The sequence below is a fragment of the Thermotoga sp. RQ2 genome (assembly GCF_000019625.1).
Lineage (GTDB): Bacteria > Thermotogota > Thermotogae > Thermotogales > Thermotogaceae > Thermotoga > Thermotoga maritima.
This window is the reverse complement of the sequence record NC_010483.1, coordinates 1724000-1743998: the sequence shown is the minus strand read 5'-3', so window position 1 is coordinate 1743998 and position 19999 is coordinate 1724000. Positions and strand designations below refer to the sequence as shown.

At 48.0% G+C, this 19999-nt stretch carries 24 protein-coding genes, 1 other RNA gene and 1 pseudogene; 23 read left to right on the top strand and 3 right to left on the bottom strand.

What is annotated here, in order from left to right; all coding sequences use genetic code 11:
* Positions 1-20 precede the first annotated feature (20 nt).
* From TRQ2_RS08900 to TRQ2_RS08805, 20 genes and pseudogenes are all read left to right on the top strand, one after another.
* Positions 21-542 (top strand): hypothetical protein, encoded by a 522-nt coding sequence (locus TRQ2_RS08900; RefSeq protein ID WP_004080370.1) that lies wholly within the window; start codon positions 21-23, stop codon positions 540-542.
* Positions 535-1365 carry a hypothetical protein gene (locus TRQ2_RS08895; RefSeq protein ID WP_012311302.1) on the top strand — a complete coding sequence of 277 codons (831 nt, stop codon included), beginning with the start codon at positions 535-537 and terminating at the stop codon, positions 1363-1365. The genes TRQ2_RS08900 and TRQ2_RS08895 overlap by 8 nt, the downstream gene beginning before the upstream one ends.
* A gap of 37 nt (positions 1366-1402) precedes the next feature.
* Entirely contained in the window at positions 1403-3043 is a 1641-nt protein-coding gene (argS, locus tag TRQ2_RS08890) for an arginine--tRNA ligase (protein WP_012311301.1), read from the top strand.
* A 3-nt stretch (positions 3044-3046) separates the two neighbouring features.
* Positions 3047-4366: a 23S rRNA (uracil(1939)-C(5))-methyltransferase RlmD gene (rlmD, locus tag TRQ2_RS08885; RefSeq protein ID WP_012311300.1), complete on the top strand. Its 1320-nt coding sequence runs from the start codon at positions 3047-3049 to the stop codon at positions 4364-4366.
* Between the two features lie 414 nt (positions 4367-4780).
* On the top strand, positions 4781-6076 hold the full coding sequence (gene purB, locus TRQ2_RS08880; protein ID WP_012311299.1) for an adenylosuccinate lyase: 1296 nt from the start codon (positions 4781-4783) through the stop codon (positions 6074-6076).
* Positions 6077-6081: 5 nt separating this feature from the next.
* Positions 6082-7275 (top strand): adenylosuccinate synthase, encoded by a 1194-nt coding sequence (locus TRQ2_RS08875; RefSeq protein WP_012311298.1) that lies wholly within the window; start codon positions 6082-6084, stop codon positions 7273-7275.
* A gap of 3 nt (positions 7276-7278) precedes the next feature.
* Positions 7279-8220, top strand: coding sequence for an ornithine carbamoyltransferase (gene argF, locus TRQ2_RS08870; RefSeq protein WP_012311297.1), 942 nt, complete (start codon positions 7279-7281; stop codon positions 8218-8220).
* 57 nt (positions 8221-8277) lie between these two features.
* A pseudogene (locus tag TRQ2_RS10030) lies at positions 8278-8760 on the top strand (CPBP family intramembrane glutamic endopeptidase); the annotation flags it as partial.
* 43 nt (positions 8761-8803) lie between these two features.
* Positions 8804-9397 carry a dTMP kinase gene (gene tmk / locus TRQ2_RS08860; RefSeq protein WP_012311296.1) on the top strand — a complete coding sequence of 198 codons (594 nt, stop codon included), beginning with the start codon at positions 8804-8806 and terminating at the stop codon, positions 9395-9397.
* On the top strand, positions 9390-10490 hold the full coding sequence (locus TRQ2_RS08855; protein WP_012311295.1) for an ABC transporter permease: 1101 nt from the start codon (positions 9390-9392) through the stop codon (positions 10488-10490). Before tmk ends, TRQ2_RS08855 begins: the two co-directional genes overlap by 8 nt.
* 2 nt (positions 10491-10492) lie before the next feature.
* A complete protein-coding gene (gene yfcE / locus TRQ2_RS08850; protein ID WP_012311294.1) occupies positions 10493-11056 on the top strand; it encodes a phosphodiesterase in 564 nt (187 codons plus the stop codon).
* Positions 11043-11765 (top strand): ribonuclease III, encoded by a 723-nt coding sequence (gene rnc, locus TRQ2_RS08845; protein WP_012311293.1) that lies wholly within the window; start codon positions 11043-11045, stop codon positions 11763-11765. The genes yfcE and rnc overlap by 14 nt, the downstream gene beginning before the upstream one ends.
* Entirely contained in the window at positions 11762-12715 is a 954-nt protein-coding gene (locus TRQ2_RS08840; RefSeq protein ID WP_012311292.1) for an elongator complex protein 3, read from the top strand. The genes rnc and TRQ2_RS08840 overlap by 4 nt, the downstream gene beginning before the upstream one ends.
* Positions 12700-13032: a Na+/H+ antiporter subunit C gene (locus TRQ2_RS08835; RefSeq protein WP_010865264.1), complete on the top strand. Its 333-nt coding sequence runs from the start codon at positions 12700-12702 to the stop codon at positions 13030-13032. The genes TRQ2_RS08840 and TRQ2_RS08835 overlap by 16 nt, the downstream gene beginning before the upstream one ends.
* The gene (locus TRQ2_RS08830) at positions 13029-14387 is read left to right on the top strand and encodes a cation:proton antiporter (RefSeq protein ID WP_012311291.1); all 1359 of its coding nucleotides are present in this window, start codon (positions 13029-13031) and stop codon (positions 14385-14387) included. Before TRQ2_RS08835 ends, TRQ2_RS08830 begins: the two co-directional genes overlap by 4 nt.
* A complete protein-coding gene (locus TRQ2_RS08825; protein WP_012311290.1) occupies positions 14366-14737 on the top strand; it encodes a Na+/H+ antiporter subunit E in 372 nt (123 codons plus the stop codon). Before TRQ2_RS08830 ends, TRQ2_RS08825 begins: the two co-directional genes overlap by 22 nt.
* Complete coding sequence (locus tag TRQ2_RS08820; RefSeq protein ID WP_004080321.1) at positions 14734-14976, top strand: hypothetical protein; 243 nt, start codon at positions 14734-14736, stop codon at positions 14974-14976. The genes TRQ2_RS08825 and TRQ2_RS08820 overlap by 4 nt, the downstream gene beginning before the upstream one ends.
* Entirely contained in the window at positions 14973-15209 is a 237-nt protein-coding gene (locus tag TRQ2_RS08815) for a monovalent cation/H(+) antiporter subunit G (RefSeq protein WP_004080319.1), read from the top strand. The genes TRQ2_RS08820 and TRQ2_RS08815 overlap by 4 nt, the downstream gene beginning before the upstream one ends.
* Complete coding sequence (locus TRQ2_RS08810) at positions 15206-15874, top strand: Na(+)/H(+) antiporter subunit B (protein WP_004080317.1); 669 nt, start codon at positions 15206-15208, stop codon at positions 15872-15874. The genes TRQ2_RS08815 and TRQ2_RS08810 overlap by 4 nt, the downstream gene beginning before the upstream one ends.
* Positions 15871-16473 carry a Na(+)/H(+) antiporter subunit B gene (locus TRQ2_RS08805; protein ID WP_004080316.1) on the top strand — a complete coding sequence of 201 codons (603 nt, stop codon included), beginning with the start codon at positions 15871-15873 and terminating at the stop codon, positions 16471-16473. The genes TRQ2_RS08810 and TRQ2_RS08805 overlap by 4 nt, the downstream gene beginning before the upstream one ends.
* Here the strand turns inward: TRQ2_RS08805 and TRQ2_RS08800 are convergent.
* The 3 genes from TRQ2_RS08800 to TRQ2_RS08795 all read right to left on the bottom strand — a co-directional run bounded on the left by TRQ2_RS08800 (position 16465) and on the right by TRQ2_RS08795 (position 17486).
* Positions 16465-16911, bottom strand: a complete 447-nt coding sequence (locus tag TRQ2_RS08800) for a hypothetical protein (RefSeq protein WP_235231223.1) — start codon at positions 16909-16911, stop codon at positions 16465-16467. The two genes, TRQ2_RS08805 and TRQ2_RS08800, sit on opposite strands and share 9 nt — an antisense overlap.
* Positions 16911-17176, bottom strand: an RNA gene (gene ffs / locus TRQ2_RS09675) — signal recognition particle sRNA large type. Before ffs ends, TRQ2_RS08800 begins: the two co-directional genes overlap by 1 nt.
* A 40-nt stretch (positions 17177-17216) precedes the next feature.
* The gene (locus TRQ2_RS08795; protein ID WP_012311288.1) at positions 17217-17486 is read right to left on the bottom strand and encodes a cupin domain-containing protein; all 270 of its coding nucleotides are present in this window, start codon (positions 17484-17486) and stop codon (positions 17217-17219) included.
* A 129-nt stretch (positions 17487-17615) separates the two neighbouring features.
* Between TRQ2_RS08795 and TRQ2_RS08790 the strand changes: the two genes are divergently transcribed.
* Genes TRQ2_RS08790 through TRQ2_RS08780 form a run of 3 tightly spaced genes read left to right on the top strand, consistent with a single transcriptional unit; the run spans position 17616 to position 19948 of the window.
* Positions 17616-18554 (top strand): hypothetical protein, encoded by a 939-nt coding sequence (locus tag TRQ2_RS08790; RefSeq protein WP_012311287.1) that lies wholly within the window; start codon positions 17616-17618, stop codon positions 18552-18554.
* A gap of 19 nt (positions 18555-18573) precedes the next feature.
* Positions 18574-19251 carry a hypothetical protein gene (locus TRQ2_RS08785; RefSeq protein ID WP_012311286.1) on the top strand — a complete coding sequence of 226 codons (678 nt, stop codon included), beginning with the start codon at positions 18574-18576 and terminating at the stop codon, positions 19249-19251.
* Between the two features lie 43 nt (positions 19252-19294).
* Positions 19295-19948: a hypothetical protein gene (locus tag TRQ2_RS08780; protein ID WP_012311285.1), complete on the top strand. Its 654-nt coding sequence runs from the start codon at positions 19295-19297 to the stop codon at positions 19946-19948.
* Positions 19949-19999 lie beyond the last annotated feature (51 nt).

Sequence of the window (19999 nt, the reverse complement as noted above, 5' to 3'; positions counted from 1 at the left end):
CTTGAAATGGGTGGATCAAGTTGAAAATTCTGGTTGGATCACCCGTATCTCTTGAGGAGTTTGAAACAATAGACCTTTTCATATCATGGCTGGATGTGATTCCAGACAACGCCAGATTTTCCATTGTGGGTACCAGCAAATTTTTCATCATCGGAAAGAACGGAAGGGAATGGAAGAAAGGTTACGAATTCGGAATCGTAGATGCTGACATAAATATTTTTGTGGTGGGTGGGGATCTTGCTCTCTACCCGGAAGTCTTTTACATTGCAAAAGAGAACGGTGCGAAACTGGTGGTTGGTTTCTGTGAGATTCAAAACTTCATAGATTTTAATTTTGTAAAGGCAAAGTTCTGGGCACACACGCAGGAAACATCTCTGGCCTCCATAGTCTTGTTGAATTTCCTGGGAAAGGTTCACAACAATATCTACTTTCCTCTCGAAAAAACAAAAAACCAAACGGGGGTCGTGGCAGAGGGAGTAGCTCCCGTTTTTCTGGAGTTGAAAAAGAATTTCTTCTCTTCGGAGGAAGCCGAAGATGTTTGAGAACATTCTCTGGAAGATGGTGAAAAAAAGGTTGATCCCGAAAAGAAAAATCTCAAGAGTGCACCGAAGCAGAAAAGGTGTAAAAAGGGTAGTGTGCGTCGCGTTTCCTCTGGACCAGATGTTTAAATCCGCGGACGATTTCATAGATGCTCTGATGGAAATCTTGCAGGAGGATCTTCCTTTTGTGGACCTTCTCATTTTCCCAAGACTGACAGGTAATCTCCTCGCCGGGGTTTTTCCGATAAGAATAGAGAATTTTGAAAAACTCGATCCATTTTACACAGATCTGCTTCGATACATTTCGAAAGGACTGGACGTACCAATTGTCGCTCCAGGTGTGGAGACTTTTCGAACATCTCCCGATGTGCTGGTGATAGAAAACGGTGAAGTGTTACATCGATACACCCTCAGAGAAAGGTTCGCAGTTGCGGATTTTGGGGAATGGTACGCCGCGGTTCTCAGAAAAGAAGACACACTCTCTTCAAAGGCTCTGAGGCCGCTCGTGGAAAAGAACGTCTTTACTTTCATCCACTTCGATCTGGAAACGGAAGAAAACGACTGGTGGAAAGAGAAAAAAGGTCTATGGGCACGTTCCCAGAGTCTCGAGGTTTTTGGAATCAAAGTTTCTCCAAGAGGAACTTTTCTTGGAAAAACTTACCGAGGGAAAAGCTACGTGAGCGCACCTATCCCGCTCACCCCGAACCTGACGGGTTTTCTGCGGCAGGATTGTGGTGTGAAAATGTCCGTGGACCTCGAACTGGATCTTCTAAAGGGAAAGAGGCACAGGATAGATACGGTGAAACACATTCTCTTCAGAGGGTAACAGATCAGCAGAATCCGAAACATGGAGGTGCGGTAGAGTGCTGGTGAACGCGATCAGGCAAAAGGTGTCCGAAGTCATCTCTAAGGCGTACGGTTCAGAAATCGAATTCGAGGTCGAAATTCCACCCAGAAAGGAATTCGGAGATCTGTCCACCAACGTTGCCATGAAGCTCGCAAAAACTTTGAAGAAAAACCCGCGGGAGATAGCTAAAGAGATCGTAAAAAGTCTCGATGAAGATCCCTCGTTTGACAGGATAGAAATCATGGGACCCGGTTTCATAAATTTCTTCCTGTCGAACGAACTGCTCCGTGGAGTGGTTAAAACCGTGCTGGAGAAAAAAGACGAGTACGGGAGAGAAAACGTTGGAAATGGAATGAAGGTGCAGTTCGAATACGGAAGTGCAAACCCAACGGGACCATTCACCGTTGGGCACGGTAGACAGATCATCATAGGTGACGTGCTTTCCGAGGTTTACAAAGAGCTCGGTTACGATGTGACGAGGGAAATGTATATAAACGACGCTGGAAAACAGATAAGGCTTCTCGCTCAGTCGCTCTGGGCAAGGTACAATCAGCTTCTCGGAGTTGAAAAAGAAATTCCCGAAGGGGGCTATCGCGGGGAATACCTCGTGGACATCGCGAGGGATCTGGTGAACGAAATCGGAGATAGATACAAAGATCTGTGGAACGAAGAAGTGGAGGAGTTTTTCAAACAGACAGCGCTGAACAGAATGCTCTCCTCCATGAAAGATACCCTTGAAAAGATTGGTTCTTCGTTCGATGTGTACTTCTCAGAAAAGAGTTTGATAGAGGATGGGACTGTCGAAGAGGTGCTGAAACTCCTCAAGAACAAGGACGTTGTTTACGAAAAAGACGGTGCTGTGTGGTTGAAAGTCTCTGCCTTCATAGATGAGGAAGACAAGGTTCTTGTGAGAAGCGACGGTACATACACGTACTTCATGACGGATATCGCGTATCACTACAAGAAATACAAGAGAGGTTTCAGGAAGGTTTACGACATCTGGGGTAGTGACCATCACGGCCACATACCAAGAATGAAGGCAGCGATGAAAGCCCTCGACATTCCCGACGATTTCTTCAACGTTATACTGCATCAGTTCGTTACTCTGAAACGTGGTGGGGAAATCGTTCGCATGTCCACGCGAGCGGGAGAATTCGTCACTCTGGACGAACTTCTCGACGAAGTGGGAAGAGACGCCACCCGATATTTCTTTGCGATGGTGGACCCCAATACCCACATGGTGTTCGATATCGATCTGGCGAAGGCCAAATCCATGGACAACCCAGTTTACTACGTCCAATACGCACATGCCAGGATCCACAATCTCTTCTCCAACGCGGAAAAGAAAGGTGTGAAGTTTGAAGAGGGAAAACACCTTGAACTGCTTGGAAACGAAGAAGAAAGGGTTCTGATGAGAAACCTCGGTATGTTCAACACCGCTTTGAAAGAGGTCGCGCAGATGTTCGCACCGAACAGGCTCACGAACTATCTCCAGTCGCTCGCCGAGTCCTTCCACGCGTTCTACACCAAACACGTGATAGTGGATCCTGAGAATCCCGAACTTTCGAACGCGCGACTCAACCTTGCCCTCGCAACGGGTATCGTTTTAAGAAAGGGTCTGAAACTCATAGGAGTTTCCGCACCAGAGAGGATGTGAAAGATGCTGGAGCAGGTGAGGATACAGAAGATGATCAACGGAGGTTACGGCCTTGCCCATCTTTCGAACGGCAAGGTAGTTCTCGTAGAAGGAGCGTATCCCGGTGAGGAAGTCCTGATAAAAACCTACAGAGAGAAAAGGGATTTTTCTTTTGGAAAGGTAGTTTCCCTTCTGAAAGAATCCGAAGATCGAACAAAACCACCCTGCAGATACTTTGGAAGATGCGGTGGCTGTCACTGGATGGATGTGAAGTATGAAACCCAGCTTCGTTACAAAAAGGAGGTATTGATCGATCTTTTCGAACGCTCAAATCTGAAGGTAGAAGTGGAAGATGTGGAGCCGAGTGATCTTGTTTTTCACTACAGGACGAAAATGGAGTTTCATTTTCAGGGAAGAAAATTGGGGTTGAAAAAGAGAAACTCCGATTTTGTGATTGACATAAAAGACTGTGAGGTGGCACCGGAAGGCACGGGTGAGATTCTGAACACTGTAAAAGAGGCCGTTCAGGTACTCAACATTCCTGTTTACAACTGGGAAACGAGGAAGGGAGTGCTCAAGCACCTCGTGATCAGGTACGCATTCAGCACGGACCAGTTCATGGTGATCTTTGTGACGAAGACGGAATCCTTTCCCTGGGGAAGAGATCTGGTTCGCGCTGTGTTAAAGAGATTTCCAAAGATTCACTCCATCATTCATGTGATGAACTCTAAAGACTCTGTGGTCCTAAGGGGACCGTACAGAACCCTCTACGGTGAAGGAGTAATTGTGGAAGAGTTCGACTGGGAAAGGTTTCAAATTCCACCGACCGCCTTTTTCCAGAGCAACTACTCCATCACATCCAAACTGATAGATCACGTGTACAGAGAACTGGCACTTCAGGGTAACGAGGTGGTGCTGGATCTGTACGCGGGTATCGGTACGTTTTCCGTGAGAACTTCCTTTTCGGCAGCGAGGGTGATCTCCGTTGAATCCAGCAGGGTCGCTGTGAAGGCTGGAAAGGCTAACGCGAACATAAACAGCAGAAGGAACATAGAATACGTGGAACAGGATGTGCTGGACTTTCTGAAAAACTACAGCGGAAGGGCAGACAGGATAATCCTGGACCCACCGAGATCAGGTGCGGGTCCAGAAGCGATGAAAGAAATAGCGAGACTTTCACCCGAAAGGATCGTTTACGTCTCTTGTGAGCCTTCTACTCTGGTGAGAGACCTCAAGGTGCTGGTGGAGAACGGCTATTCTATTGTCGGGGTGAAGCCTTTCGACATGTTTCCTCAGACTTACCATGTGGAAACTGCTGTGACTCTCGTGAAAGGGGATCGATGATGTTAGGTCTGGGACTTTCTCTGATCTTCGCTGTTCTCTCCTGGAAAGACAGTACTTTTGTATCGATACTCGCTCTTATTGCTTCTGTTATTTTCTTCTTCACCAGAAGTGAGAGAGAAAAGACCCTGTTTCATGTGAGTCTGATCTTTCTCCTCGTCCTCGAGGGGTTCGAATATTTGAAAGGAACAAATTACGATCGAGCCGAGTTGTTTCTGGTGCTGTCTTTCTTTCCTCTGATCGTCACCAGTTTTGCAAAGAAAAAAGCCGTGAACATACCTCTCAAATCGCTTTTCTGGTTTCTCGTTGCGATGGCGTTGTGGAAGGTGGCGAGTATTAAATATCCAACGGCTTCTTATCTTGTTTTTCCTGTTGTTGCGCTCGTGTTCATAAGAGATCTGTTTGGGAGGGAAAAAGATGGTAGAAAGGTATTCGCTGTCACCGATGAAGGATCTCTGGACGGAGGAAGCGAAGTACAGAAGATGGCTGGAAGTGGAACTGGCAGTGACGAGGGCGTACGAAGAACTGGGAACGATTCCGAAGGGAGTGACAGAGAGAATAAGGAACAACGCTAAGATAGATGTGGAACTGTTCAAAAAGATAGAAGAGAGAACGAACCACGATGTGGTGGCGTTCGTCGAAGGAATCGGATCGATGATAGGAGAAGACTCGAGATTCTTCCACTACGGTCTCACTTCGTCAGATGTTCTCGACACCGCAAATTCCCTCGCTCTCGTGGAAGCGGGGAAAATCCTGTTAGAGTCTCTAAAAGAGTTCTGCGACGTGCTCTGGGAAGTCGCGAATCGATACAAACACACCCCCACCATCGGAAGAACACACGGAGTCCACGCGGAACCCACCTCCTTCGGCTTGAAGGTCCTCGGATGGTATTCCGAGATGAAAAGGAACGTTCAACGCCTTGAGAGGGCGATAGAGGAAGTTTCTTACGGTAAGATCAGTGGAGCTGTTGGAAACTACGCAAACGTACCACCGGAGGTGGAGGAAAAAGCGCTTTCGTACCTGGGCTTGAAACCTGAACCCGTCTCCACACAGGTTGTCCCGAGGGATCGTCACGCTTTCTATCTGTCCACGCTCGCGATCGTGGCAGCGGGGATAGAAAGGATCGCTGTCGAGATCAGACATCTTCAGAGAACGGAAGTGCTCGAGGTGGAGGAACCGTTCAGAGAAGGCCAGAGAGGTTCGAGCGCCATGCCCCACAAGAAGAATCCCATCACCTGCGAGCGACTCACGGGACTTTCCAGAATGATGAGGGCGTACGTCGATCCTTCCCTTGAAAACATCGCGCTCTGGCACGAGAGGGACATTTCGCACTCCTCCGTCGAAAGATACGTTTTTCCCGACGCCACACAGACTCTTTACTACATGATCGTCACGGCCACAAACGTGGTGAGGAACATGAAGGTGAACGAGGAAAGAATGAAGAAGAACATAGATCTCACAAAGGGTCTCGTGTTCTCCCAGAGAGTCCTGCTGAAACTCATAGAGAAAGGACTCACAAGGAAAGAGGCTTACGATATTGTCCAGAGGAACGCTCTGAAAACCTGGAATTCCGAAAAACACTTCCTCGAGTACCTCCTCGAGGATGAAGAGGTTAAGAAACTGGTTACCAAAGAAGAGCTCGAAGAACTCTTCGATATCTCTTACTACTTGAAACACGTGGACCACATCTTCGAACGCTTTGAAAAGGAGTGAAGCGAATGAACCGCGTTGTGGTGGGTCTTCAATGGGGAGACGAAGGAAAGGGCAAGGTGGTAACGTATCTTTCCAGATACCACGATATCGTGGCGAGATTTTCGGGCGGAGCGAATGCCGGGCACACTGTGAATTATGGAAATTTCAAGGTGATACACCACCTCCTCCCTTCGGCCGATTTCACAAAAAACAGAGGAATCGCCATAGGAAGCGGTGTTCTCCTGGATCCTCAGGTGCTGACAGAAGAATTGAGGGAATTGAAAGAGAAATTTCCCGATTATTCAGGTGAAATCTTCATCTCTGAGAGCGCACACGTGGTTCTTCCAGTGCACAAAGAAATGGACAGGATAATAGACGAAGTGTTGAAAATAGGCACTACGAAAAGAGGAATAGGTCCCGCTTGTGCTGACAGGGTTATGAGGGTGAACGTGAGAGTTGCAGAGCTCGGCAACGAAGAAAAACTCAGATATTTCCTCGAAAAGAACCTCTCTTTGAAGAAGATCTACGGGGTGGATTTCGACGCAGAGAAAATGATGGGAGATCTTTCCACCTTCTATGAGACAATAAAAGACTTTGTCGTTTCACCGGTCCAGTTGAAAAGAATCCTCGAAGAGAAGAGCGTTCTCTTCGAAGGAACACAGGGGGTTCTTCTGGATCTGGACGTGGGAACGTACCCGTACGTCACGAGCATGAACTGTTCCTCCTCAGGCGTGAGCGCGGGAATGGGCTTTCCTGTAGAAGTAGATGAAGTTTTAGGTGTCTTCAAGGCGTACACAACACGAGTCGGGGAAGGTCCCTTCCCGACGGAGCTCACAGGAGAAGAAGGAGAGAAGTTGAGAAAAGCGGGACACGAATACGGTTCCACGACCGGTCGGCCGAGGAGATGCGGCTGGCTCGATCTGCCGCTCCTCAGGTACGCCATTGAGATCTCCGGTGTCGACTCTCTGGTCATGACCAAGGCAGATGTGCTGAACGGTTTTGAAAAGATCAAGGTCTGCGTGCGCTACTCCGATGGAAGAGATCTCGTTTCACTCAGAGATCTGGAAAAGAAAGAGCCTGTCTACGAAGTCTTCGATGGCTGGAAATCTCTGGAAGACAAGAACTTCGAGCGCTTTGTTGATTTCATAGAAAGAGAGACAGGAAGACCGGTAAGGTACATATCCACAGGTGAAAAACTCGAGGATATAGTGGAGGTGTGAAGTGTGTCTGTGAATCTGAAAGGGAGATCTCTCCTCACTCTTCTTGATTTTTCTCCTGAAGAGATCAGATACCTTCTCGATATCTCAGAGCAGGTGAAGATGGAAAGCAGATCCAGGCTGAGAACCGAAAGGTTCAAAGGAATGACACTTGCCATGATCTTCGAGAAGAGATCAACGAGAACGAGACTCGCCTTTGAAACCGCTTTTGCAGAAGAAGGAGGACATCCGGTCTTTCTCTCACCGAACGACATACACCTTGGAGCGAAAGAATCTCTCGAGGACACCGCACGCGTCCTTGGAAGAATGGTGGACGCCATCATGTTCAGGGGCTACAAACAGGAGACTGTGGAAAAGCTGGCTGAGTACTCCGGTGTTCCCGTGTACAACGGACTCACCGACGAGTTTCACCCAACACAGGCGCTCGCCGACCTGATGACCATAGAGGAGAATTTCGGAAGATTGAAGGGTGTAAAGGTTGTTTTCATGGGGGACACCAGAAACAACGTTGCGACCTCCCTCATGATTGCCTGTGCGAAGATGGGGATGAATTTCGTGGCGTGTGGTCCCGAAGAACTCAAGCCCAGATCTGACATATTCGAAAAGTGTCAGGAGATCGCGAAAGAAACCGATGGGAGCATTTCTTTCACATCAAATCTGGAAGAAGCACTCGCAGGTGCCGATGTTGTCTACACGGACGTGTGGGCATCCATGGGTGAGGAAGACAAAGAAAAGGAGAGAATATCCCTCCTAAAGCCTTATCAGGTGAACGAGAGAGTGATGGAAATGACGGGTAAATCAGAAACGATTTTCATGCACTGCCTCCCCGCGGTGAAGGGCCAGGAGGTCACCTACGAGGTGATCGAGGGAAAACAGAGCAGGGTCTGGGACGAGGCGGAGAACAGAAAACACACCATAAAAGCGGTCATGATAGCAACACTGCTGTGAGGTGAAGCCGTGAGCGTTCTTTACTCGATAATAGCCCTTGCTTTGTATCTTGCGTTCATGTTTTCGATAAATCTCTTCAGGATACACCGATTCGAGAAGGCGATCTTCTATCAGTCCCTGCTGGGACTCGCCGGCGCTGTGACGGTGTGTGTGGCCTTTCGATACGTTCCATCGTTCAGAGTAAGCTTTGTCGATCTACACTGGTTCCTGATTCTCCTCTTCGTGAACGTGTTTTTCTTAGGAGGCAGTGAAGTTCGATTTCCACCCTTCATGAACCGCTTCATCGTGATGGTTTCGGTGGTTTTTCTGTCTCCTTTCTCGGAAGAATTGTTCTTCAGGGGAGTTTTTTTGAAACTGAACGGAAACGACATATGGACCAACGCACTCGTTTTTTCTTTCCTTCACCTCTTCAACGTGATCGTGGGCTTCGAAAGATTTTCCTTTGCGAACCTCATATACAGATTCGTCGTCGCACTCATATTCGCTCACAGCGCAGCCGTCAGTGGATCTCTGTTTCCCGCTGTTCTGTACCATATCACCAACAATCTTGTCGCCTTCATCCTTATGACCAGGAGGGGAAGGAATGTTCATAACGTTCGAGGGAATAGACGGATCCGGGAAGAGCACACAGATCCAACTTCTGGCTCAATACCTGGAGAAGAGAGGAAAGAAAGTGATCTTGAAGAGAGAGCCGGGCGGAACGGAGACGGGGGAGAAGATCAGAAAGATTCTTCTGGAGGAAGAAGTAACTCCCAAAGCTGAGCTCTTCCTATTTCTCGCTTCAAGAAATCTTCTTGTGACAGAAATAAAACAGTACCTTTCCGAAGGATACGCCGTTCTTCTTGACAGATACACGGACTCCAGTGTTGCATACCAGGGTTTTGGAAGAAACCTGGGAAAAGAGATCGTGGAGGAGTTGAACGATCTTGCCACGGATGGACTGATTCCTGACCTAACTTTCTACATAGACGTGGACGTCGAAACGGCCCTCAAAAGAAAAGGAGAACTCAACCGCTTTGAAAAAAGAGAGTTTCTCGAACATGTAAGGGAAGGCTACCTCGTGCTTGCCAGAGAACATCCCGAAAGGATCGTGGTGCTGGATGGAAAACGCTCCATAGAGGAAATCCACAGAGACGTGGTGAGGGAAGTTGAAAGAAGGTGGAAACTCGATGTTTAGAATAGCCATTGTGGAACTGAAGAGGATCTTGAAGAAAAGATCTTCACTGATGATGATAATCGCTGCACCCGTTCTGGTTGTGCTGATCTCTCTTCTCTTCATGCAGGGGTACAACCTTCAGACGATGAAGCTCGGAATATACAACGAAGACAACAGCATCTGGTCCTCCCTCGTCATGAGATTCATTGGAACCATCCTGAGACAGGAAAACATAGTGAAAGTCGATCAGAACTACGAAAAACTTCTGAAGAAAGGAAAGCTGAACGCGGTCATAGTGATTCCAAAGGGCTTCGCGGCGAAACTGTATTCCAAACAGCCAACCCAGATGATCTTCATCCCGAGTCCCATCGATCTTCACCTCGCCGCCGCGATATACAACGTTCTCGATTCCGTTCTGGCAGATTTCCAGGGAAGTGCCTTCTTCGATCCCAAGGTGCTCCGGTACATATTCACAGAGTCCGATTATCCCGTACCCAGATTGACATTGAAAGACTCAGAACTCAGATTTTCTGATCTCATCTCCCCCTTCATCGTCTTTTTCACGGCGATTTTGATAACCGTATCACTGGCGAGTGTCTCCACCTTTCTCGACAGAGAGAAAAACCTGCACGAGATGTTCCTCGTGTACAACCTTCCGGCACGGAAATACGCCTGCGGGAAGATACTTGCTTACACCGTCATTGGAGCTTCCGTTTCTTTCATAGCCTACGCCCTGACGGTGATACTGACTGGAGACAACCTGGGCTTCTTCGTTACGTCTGTTCTCATCCTTCTCAACGCTCTTCTTCACACGTCCGTGGGTTTTCTGGTTTCTTCCATTTCTCCCGACAAGAGTCTTGCAAACATACTCGGTGTTTCTGTTATAGGAATATCCCTGTTCTCAAGCGGTTTTGCCATTCCTATAAGCAATTTGCCAGATATCCTCCGAAGAATCGCCATGTCGACGCCCGTGTTCAGAACCATGTACGCCCTCAGGGTATACCAGCTGGAGCACACAATCGATAATCGCTCGATCTTTGTCGTCTCGCTCTGGACAGTTGTTTTGTTCTCCATTTCTGTTCTATCGGGAAAGTTCGTTATCAGGAGGGGTTGACCTTGAGGATTCTTGTGATCTCGGATACCCACGGTTCACTTTCTTGCACAGAGAAAGCTTTGAAAAGTGCGGGGAATTTCGATGAAATCTGGCATCTTGGTGATGTTCTCTACCACGGCCCCAGAAATCCGCTTCCCGAGGGATACAGTCCAAAGGAACTCTCATCACTTTTGAAGAAACACCGTGTGAAGTACATACGCGGAAATTGTGATGCAGATGTGGACATAAGGGTTCTGGAAATTCCGGAAATGCCCAGGATCGGAATGGAATTTTTAGGAGATGTAAAGATACTCCTTGTTCACGGCGACCAGTTCGAATACGAAGGAGGAGATCCTGTGAGTCTGGCACAGGCTCATGGATGCAGTGTAGTTCTTTTCGGTCACACTCACGTTCCTCTGGCAGAAAGGTGCGAAGGGGTGCTGCTTTTGAATCCGGGATCGGTTTCTCTTCCAAAATCTGAGGTCGGTCCGACTTTTGGTATCATCGATACGGATGAGAAAAAATACTACCTCTGCTCGCTGGAAGGTGATGTTTTGAAAGAGGTGATGTTCGTTGAACGAGAGTGAGAGAAAGATCGTGGAGGAGTTTCAGAAAAAAACAGGAATCAACTTCAAGAACGAAGAACTTCTCTTTCGGGCTCTGTGCCACAGTTCTTACGCGAACGAGCAAAATCAAGCGGGAAGAAAGAACGTGGAATCGAACGAAAAGCTGGAGTTTCTGGGGGACGCCGTTCTAGAACTCTTCGTGTGCGAAATACTTTACAAAAAGTATCCGGAAGCGGAAGTGGGGGACCTGGCCCGGGTGAAATCCGCAGCGGCGAGCGAAGAAGTTCTCGCCCTGGTTTCCAGGAAGATGAATCTTGGCAAATTCTTGTTCCTTGGAAAGGGAGAGGAAAAAACTGGTGGACGTGATAGAGATTCCATACTCGCCGACGCGTTCGAAGCGCTTCTGGCTGCCATATACCTCGATCAGGGCTATGAGAAGATAAAGGAGCTATTTGAGCAGGAATTCGAGTTCTACATAGAAAAGATCATGAAGGGTGAAATGCTCTTCGACTACAAAACGGCTCTCCAGGAAATAGTTCAGAGCGAACACAAGGTGCCACCAGAATATGTACTGGTGAGAACAGAAAAAAACGATGGTGACAGGATTTTTGTTGTGGAAGTGAGGGTGGATGGGAAGACCATCGCCACGGGCAGGGGTAGAACAAAGAAAGAAGCGGAAAAGGAGGCTGCAAGAATCGCCTACGAAAAGCTTTTGAAGGAGAGAGCATGAAGATAATTCCCGTTTTTCTTCCGTACGCGGGTTGTAAGAGAAGGTGTGTCTTCTGTGACCAGATAAAAGCCACGGGACAGACAAAAGTCCCGTCTCTCGATGATATCGCACGAATCATAGAAGAGTACTCCAGAACGTCGAATGAATACGAACTGGGATTCTACGGAGGAACGTTCACCGGTCTCTCAGAGGAAAAGATGGAAGAGTACCTGAGATTCGTGAAGAGATTCCCTGTGGTGAAGTCGATCAGAGTCTCGACGCGCCCGGACGAGATAAACGAAAGAAAACTGAAGATTTTGAAGAAATACGGAGTGAACGTGATCGAAATAGGAGTACAGTCTTTCTTGGATGAGGTGCTCGAGAGGTCGAAGAGAGGTTACACCTCCGAAGAAGCTGAGAGAGCCTGCAAACTCATCAAAAAGAACGGATTCGTTCTCAGTGTTCATCTGATGGTAGGACTTCCGGGAAGTGATCGAAGAGGGGAAATCCTGTCCGCGCTGAGGACCGTAGAATGTGGAGCGGATATGGTGAGAATACACCCGACACTCGTTTTCGAAGGGACAGAACTCCACAGGATGATGGAAGAAGGAGAGTACACACCTTTGAATGTCGAAGAAGCGGTAGATATCTGTTCTGATCTCGTCTGCATTTTTGAGGGCTGGGGGACAAAAGTGATCAGAATAGGATATCACGTTCCCGTTGAGCTACGAAAGTACGTGGTCGCGGGTCCCCTCGATCCATCTCTCGGTGACAGTGTGAGGAAAACAACGATGAAGAAGGTAATTGAAAGGTTGAAACCATCGAGAATTGTTGTTCCTGAGAATTACCTTGTCTGGTTCGAGGGAGCAGAACTAGAAGTGGGAGATGAATTCAGGTTCGATGACCTTTCTTACGCGGACGCTCTCTTCTTTACCGGAAAAGAGGTGGTCGAGAGGTGGCTGAACGGTTGACCCTTCTTCTTGTCCTGATTGGGCTGTTAGGAGTTCTGATCAACAGAGATCTGATAAAGAAGATCATCTCGCTCGATATCATGGGAACGGGCGTTGTCAGTTTCTTTGTTCTCATCTCCAGAAGGCAGGGAGAAGCCGTTCCGATACCGTTTCAGCAGAACTCAGCCGACCCTGTCCCACAAGCTCTGATCATCACCTCGATAGTGATAGGGTTCGCCACCGTAGCGCTCCTTGTCACCACCGCGAGCGTGATCGCTTCCAAGTACTCTTCGGTCTCTTCCGACAGGCTCGACAGAGAAGGGGGAAAGAAAGAGTGATCTTTCTTGTTTATAATTTCCTCATTATATCGCTCGGGATTGTCTTTCTTTTCTTAAAGAGGAAAGCTCCCTGGTGGACAGCACTGGTGAATCTTGTTTTCACAGTCACGATGGTGCTTTCTGGATATCGTTTCGATCTTGTTTTGACAGGAAACTTCGGTGTCCACCTTCTGTTAGATCAGACATCATATTTCTTTCTCATCCTCACGGCCGTGGTTCTTCTCGCTGTCTTCACGAAAGACTTGAACGTCAGTCTTTCGAACCTTCTTCTGATACTCCTTGGAGCGCTGAACCTTGCGTTCGTGAGCTACGATCTCTTCAACATATACGTCACGGTTGAGGTGGTATCCCTCATCACTTTCCTTCTCGTCGTAGAGGGAAGAAAGAAGATTCAGTACTGGTCCGCTTTCAAGTATCTGATCCTGGGTACTGTGGGCATGAATCTGTACCTGATAGGAATCGGATTTCTATACGCGGAAAACGGCACACTCTCGATCTCTGACATCTCGAAGGTTGATTCATTCGCCTCCGCTCTCGTCGCGGTTGGACTTCTTTTAAGAGCCGGTGTGTTCCTCTTCAGTATGTGGCTTCCACAGGTTCATTCGGAGGCAGAAACACCCGTTTCAGCAATTCTATCCGGTGTCGTTGTGAAGAGTGCTGTGTACGCACTCGTTCGGCTGGAACACGTGGTGAACTGGGATGTGGTGAAGATCTTTGCCATCTTTTCGGCACTTTCAGGTGTTTTGTTTGCCTTTCTTTCGAAAGATTACAAGAGGATACTTGCCTACAGTACTCTTTCACAGATAGGGATCGTCCTTGCGTCACCGGTTACAGCTCCAGTTTACGCCCTCGCACACGGTGTTTTCAAATCCTGGCTCTTTCTTCTGAAAGATGAACTTCCGGAAAGGGACGTGACGAAGTGGAAAAGGCTTGATTTCTGGACGTGGCTTTCTCTTTCGCTGGCAAGTCTTTCTATCATGGGACTTCCCGGCCTTGCGGGTTTTTCGAAGAATCTGGTTCTCGAACAGCTTCACGGATGGGAGAAGATCTTCATGGAAGTTGTTTTCGTTGGCACCGCGGCTTCCTTCTGGAAATTTCTTCTGAAACCTTTTGAATTCAAAAAGAAGCTACCAGGGATGTACAATCCCGTTCTGCTCATTGCTTCCCTGACGATAGGACTCTACTTTGCCAGCTGGGAAAGAGTTCTTGAAAGCTTTCTCTTAATGGGTGCAGGACTTTTGGTTCATTTCCTCTTCAAGAACTTGAAGATAGAAAAATATCCGCTTGAAGACTTCGAGTCCATGCTCGGGGTCTATCTTTTGGGGGTGGTGGCTTGTCTTTTCTTGTCGCTGTGATAACGGGGACCGTCTTCTTCATGGTCTTGTCTCAGAAAGCAACTCTGACAACGATCTTACTTGGAGTTGTGATGAGTGTTCTCACATACATCTTCACAAGGCCCATTCACTTCGAGAAGTTCCCCGTTCTTGTGTTGAAACTCTTCTACAACGTTCCAAAAGCGGTTTTTGAATCTATCTTGGTTTTGCTCTTCCACAACGGGGCTAAAAGGGCTTACGAAGTTCCGGTGAAAGATGAGTGGGAGGAACTCGAGAAAACACTCACTATCACACTCACTCCGAAAACACTGGTGATCGTCTCAGAGGAAGGTTACATGGTAGTCCACCAGGTGGGGGAGAGAAAAACATGAAATGGCTTCTTGTTTCTCCGTTGATCTTGAGCGTTCTTCAGGTGCTCTTAGGGAAGAATCAATGGGAAAAACTCCTGGGGATTTCGTCGCTCTCGACGAAGGTCGGTGTCTTGATCTACGCCCTTTCGTACCTCGTTCCGGGGCTATCTCAGGCAAGAGATGTCGCGGTGTTCTATCTGCTCGCCGGTGGAAGTGGGGTCATTTTGTTCTCCTACTTTCTGAGGAGGAACAGAGAATGATATACGTCGGTGTGGTTTTGATGTTTCTCGGCACTCTTCTTTCGCTTCTGAAAAAAGACTTCCTTCTGAAAATCCATCTCATAGGAATTTCAGACACGGTGGGATCCCTTTTCATCGTACTCAACTTCTGGGAAGACGTCTCGAGAACGATCCTCATGGTGGTACTCCTTCTCGTATGGGGGCCTTTCGTTTCACACGTTATAGCGCGCATGTACACGGAGGGATCGTCTTGATAGAAAATCTGGTACTGATTCTGATGGTCTCTGTATCTCTGTACACGATCTTCACCCCGATAAGATTGAACGCGGTCATTGGAAGAACGGCCTTGAGCGTTCTGGCAGTTCTTCTGTACACACTCTTTTCTTCTCCCGACGTGGCCATCGCGGAGGCCCTCCTTGGAGCACTTCTCACCACCCTCGTTTATCTGATCGCTCTGAAATCGAGAGATCGAGTGAAGATCGGTTTTACATCCGTCAGGCTCCTGTTCGAGAAATTGGGAGAAGCGTTCATGGGTTTCGAATACGAACTTCTGAAGAGGTTCTGTGAAAAGTACGACTACAGATCAGAATTCGTCGAGTTTTCCTCTTTGGAAGATCTCCTTGAGGCTTTGAACGATGGAAAGGTGGACGTTGCCTGTGGCGGAGTGTTCAGTGAAGACAAAAAAGGTTATCTGGAAACAAAGATCTTCTACCTCGAGGATGAAAAACTCGATCTGCTGAGGTACACAGAGAGGGTGTACAGAGGCGAGCGATTGAACCACGTCTTACACAGAGATGGGAGTTATCACATTCTTTTCGCGGACGAGGAGTTGAGAATGAGATTCAGAGAATTTCTCAGAACCGAAAGGGAGTTCGTAGAAGAATTGAAAAAGAAATACTTTGGGGAGGAGATCGGATGAAATGGGTGTGGATCACCATCTTCGTTGTTTTTTGTTTTGCTGTTCTGCTGAACGGTAGTTTTGAAAAGGTTCAGGTGAAATTTGAAAACCCTGTGGTGAAGAATCCCATCACCCAGATCTACCTTCTGAACAGGGTGTACGATACGGTCTTCGAGGTTCTTGTCTTCTCGCTCGCAGTACTCGGAGTCTCCCTCCACATGGCCTACCTTCCCACTCCAGAGGAGATAAGAGGCATATCGGACGTCACGATCAGGATCTTTGCCAGATTCATAGCGTTCTTTCTCCTCGTGGGATCGCTCTACCTCGCGCTCGAAGGCCATGTGAGCCCAGGTGGTGGATTTTCTGCTGGAGTTGCGGGCGGAACGGCGCTCGCTCTGATTGCCATGGTAGAAGATTTTGAAAACTTCGAGAGAAAGTTCGAAAGAACGCGAGCGTACTTTCTGGAAAAGTTCATCATGATCGTTTTTCTTTTCCTCGTTGTTCTGATACTTCCCGGAAGAAACCTCATAGTTCCGGCGAACATGGTGGTGTACCTGAAAGTGATGCTGGGTAGCTGGATCATCGTGTACTACTTCATAAAACACAGAGGGCTACTCTGAGATTCCGAGGTCATAGATAGTGTCCCCTATCATCACGGAGAATACCTTTCCTTCCTGTGAAAAGTGAATTTCCTTTTTTGTTTCTATCAGGTAGTTGTTTCCCTCTCCACTCAGGCCGAAACGAACGATTTTGTACAGACCGTCTTTGAACATCACAAGGTAAGAGATTGTACCACTTTTCTTATCGTAGCTCGCGTTAAAACTCAAACTGTTCGATGTGACAGAAACAGAAGGAGACGCTGCGGCTTTAACTTCGTATTCGTGTTTCATAAAATCCACTGCGTAGAATTCGTCGGTTAGAAGATCGATGTCGTAAACAAGACGGGCGCGTGTTTTCATGGCAAGAGATAGTGAAAGAAGACCTATCATCACAACTGTGCAGATGCAGAACATGAGGGCTAACGTTTCAACGAGGGAGTAGCCAAAAGAAAAATGCACCACGCACCCACCGTCGACTTCTCCGGACCGGGGCGTGCGTGATCGGAAAGCTCCAACCGGGCTCCCCCACGGCACACGGAGACACCTGCTTATGGCTGCTCCCTTCCGGGCCTGACCAGGTTCACAGGGCTCCGTTGCGTGGGACCCGGTCTTCATCGCCCCCGAGTCACGCCGTTTCCCGACCCGAAGAGCCTCGGGTGGGAATTCGGCCCCGCGTACGGCGGATTTCGGGTACAGGGGACCGCCAGCCCCCCGCCTAGCGTGGTGCATCAGTATTCTACAACACTTTCCAGAAGGTTTCAAGTTCAAAAGAGGTTGTAGTGCTTTCTGACCGGCTCTATAACCTTCCACCTGCACCTCAAACCCTTCGGAAAGGTGACGAGGTCACCCTTCTCTATGACGTACTTTTTCCCGTCTTCTGTTGTGACTTCCACCTTGCCTTCCAGTATGTAGCAGGTCTCGTTCGTGTCGTAGTACCAGTCGAATTCGCTGACCTCTTTCTCCCAGATGGGCCATTTTTCAACACCGAGTTCCTTGAGTTTCTCGGGTGTGGGCTTTTCTATCTTCACTTCCACGTCTATCACCTCCCATCGGAAGTCTATCAGTTTTTATTGTTTTTTCATTGAACACTCATTGAAAATTTCTTTCAATTTCAACTCTGTTTCATTCATTTGAATAGAGTTTGAAACGTAGGAGGCGGTACCGTGAGAAAGTGGGGACTGGGGATAATCATTGTTTTTCTTTTCGCTTTTTCTTTTTCCACAACGATCTATAAATACAACAAAGAACTCGGGAGGTGGGAAAAAGAGATCAAAGAAGACGTGTTCGTTCTCCCACCTGCTCAGAGACAAACCACAGGAAGCACTGTTGAAATGATCTCCCATCGTGGAAAGGGTCAGTGGTACTACTACATGGAATACGATCTGGGAGATGGGGAGGAACTCTTCAGCTTCTGGGCAGGCCAGGACACAGTGGTGGGAACCGTCACCGTCTGGAACGATTCAGAATACCTCTACGTCAGAGTGGATATCGACGATGAGTGGTATCTGGAAGAAGCACACCTCAACGTTCTCTCCGAAGAACCCGAGGGAAATCAAGCGCCGGGTCAGTTTCCGTTCAAGGAAGAATTCGACTCACCCGTGAGCACCTACACCTTCGAGGTTCCTCTCTCCTTTCTTTTCCAAAACAGTTTCACCAGGTTGAACAGACTGAACAACAAATACTACATCCTCCTTCATGGAGTTGTAAACAGCAGCGGAAGAGAAGAAACCGCATGGGGAGGTAGACTCTCGCATTGCGTAGAGATCCATCTGAGCGGTACAAAGGTCACCTGGTTTGTGAAGAAACCCGGCGTGTACGTTGCGAAAGTGCTCGAAGTTGAAGCAAACACACACCTTTCGATCTACGTGAATTTTCCCGATCCTTCGAACGAGAAAGATAGTGTGGATCTGAAAGTGGCCTATGGTGACGAGATTCCCACAGAGTGGTTCGACGACCTCAGTTTTCTGGAAGACAGCTTCTCTCTGTGGCAAAAAATCAACGTTCCAAGGAGCCTTTCGGCGAACACCTACACCAGCACGGGTGTTATTACTTTCACCATCAACAATTCGAAACTCTACATCGATGTCTCACCTGAAAGGTGAGTAGAAGGAGGGGATTTTTATGAGAAAGTTACTCTGGTTAGTTTTGATGGGAGCGTTGTTCTCTTTCGCCCTGGCACAGACACCACTTGAGGTCTGGAAGTACGAGGATGGTCAGTACATCAGTCTTCCAGCAACGAACGACCTGGCAAGAGCGTTCAGTGCGTACCCGGCCGATGGATCCTGTAACAAACCTGAGTGGCAGATTGAATTCACAACAGAAGTACAGGTTGCCCAGTGGCTCGAGTGGAGTCTGAACGCAACGAAGTGGACCTGGTTTGTGAGAAAACCTGGAGACTACTATGCGAACTCCATAGTGGGAACTGTCGCAAGCAACGGAGATGTTCTGGTAACATTCAGTGGTTTTGATGACCCAACCTACACAGGAACAAGCAGTGTCAACCCAAAGATCGAAGCCTACTACACCGTTATGACCGACGAGGGAATGCCAGATCCTGAAAGCTGGGTGAGAGCACCCGATGTAAACGATCTTTCCTATACGTTGGTGGACAGCCAGGAACTCCACGATGGGATGACCTTCTATCTATGGAACAGAATCAAGGTAGTGAATTGTAACAGTGCATCCACCTACAGAGACACCGGATACATCTTGCTCACGCTTCAAAACCAGAAACCTTGGATCGACGAAGAAGGAAACTACGTGGAAGATTTGGCGAATTACGTGACCCCTGAAAGATAAGTTGGTACGTGTTGTATCATGAACAATTGAGGAGGGGATTGGTATGAGAAGACTTTTGTTGATAATGTTGGCTTTGATAGTGGGTTCTCTGTTTTTTGCCCAGCAAGAAGTAACGGTTTACACTTACGGAGATAGTGATCCAAATAACGCAAGAGCGTTAATCAGTGAAGGAATGAGCGGAAACTGTAACAGACACCAGTGGGAAATTCCCATGACTCTGGAAGTTCAGGTCGCCCAGTGGGTGAAATGGCACCTTACGGGAACGAAGTGGACCTGGTTTGTGAGAAAACCCGGAACCTACGTCGCCAACTGTATAACAGCAGAACTTCATAGCAACAGCGATCTTGAGATCACCTTCAGTGGATTTGATCACCTGAAGTACGCAACGGGAACGAGTGTTAACGACACGATCGAGGTAGAATACGCGTTCGGTCCTCAGCTTCCCATACCGGAAGAAGTGTGGACACCTGCTCCAGATCTCAACAATGTGACTCTGTTAGTACCTGACAGTCAAATCCTCCATGACGGCGCAACCTACAAACTCTGGAACAGAATACACGTTGTGAGATGTAACAGTGCATCTACCTACAGAGACACAGGCACGATCACACTCACACTTAAGAACCAAAAACCGTGGATCGACGAGGAAGGAAACTACGTGGAAGATCTGGAAAACTACGTGAACAGCGAAAGATAAGTCTCTTCAGAAAGAGAAGGCGAGGGTCCTCCCCTCGCCTTTTATTTTGTT

Bases quoted from the DNA above. Each gene is read 5' to 3' on its own strand.
- TRQ2_RS08895 (WP_012311302.1), top strand. From the start codon at position 535: ATGTTTGAGAACATTCTCTGGAAGATGGTGAAAAAAAGGTTGATCCCG.
- rlmD (WP_012311300.1), top strand. From the start codon at position 3,047: ATGCTGGAGCAGGTGAGGATACAGAAGATGATCAACGGAGGTTACGGC.
- purB (WP_012311299.1), top strand. From the start codon at position 4,781: ATGGTAGAAAGGTATTCGCTGTCACCGATGAAGGATCTCTGGACGGAG.
- TRQ2_RS08875 (WP_012311298.1), top strand. From the start codon at position 6,082: ATGAACCGCGTTGTGGTGGGTCTTCAATGGGGAGACGAAGGAAAGGGC.
- tmk (WP_012311296.1), top strand. From the start codon at position 8,804: ATGTTCATAACGTTCGAGGGAATAGACGGATCCGGGAAGAGCACACAG.
- TRQ2_RS08855 (WP_012311295.1), top strand. From the start codon at position 9,390: ATGTTTAGAATAGCCATTGTGGAACTGAAGAGGATCTTGAAGAAAAGA.
- TRQ2_RS08840 (WP_012311292.1), top strand. From the start codon at position 11,762: ATGAAGATAATTCCCGTTTTTCTTCCGTACGCGGGTTGTAAGAGAAGG.
- TRQ2_RS08820 (WP_004080321.1), top strand. From the start codon at position 14,734: ATGAAATGGCTTCTTGTTTCTCCGTTGATCTTGAGCGTTCTTCAGGTG.
- TRQ2_RS08815 (WP_004080319.1), top strand. From the start codon at position 14,973: ATGATATACGTCGGTGTGGTTTTGATGTTTCTCGGCACTCTTCTTTCG.
- TRQ2_RS08805 (WP_004080316.1), top strand. From the start codon at position 15,871: ATGAAATGGGTGTGGATCACCATCTTCGTTGTTTTTTGTTTTGCTGTT.
- TRQ2_RS08785 (WP_012311286.1), top strand. From the start codon at position 18,574: ATGAGAAAGTTACTCTGGTTAGTTTTGATGGGAGCGTTGTTCTCTTTC.
- TRQ2_RS08780 (WP_012311285.1), top strand. From the start codon at position 19,295: ATGAGAAGACTTTTGTTGATAATGTTGGCTTTGATAGTGGGTTCTCTG.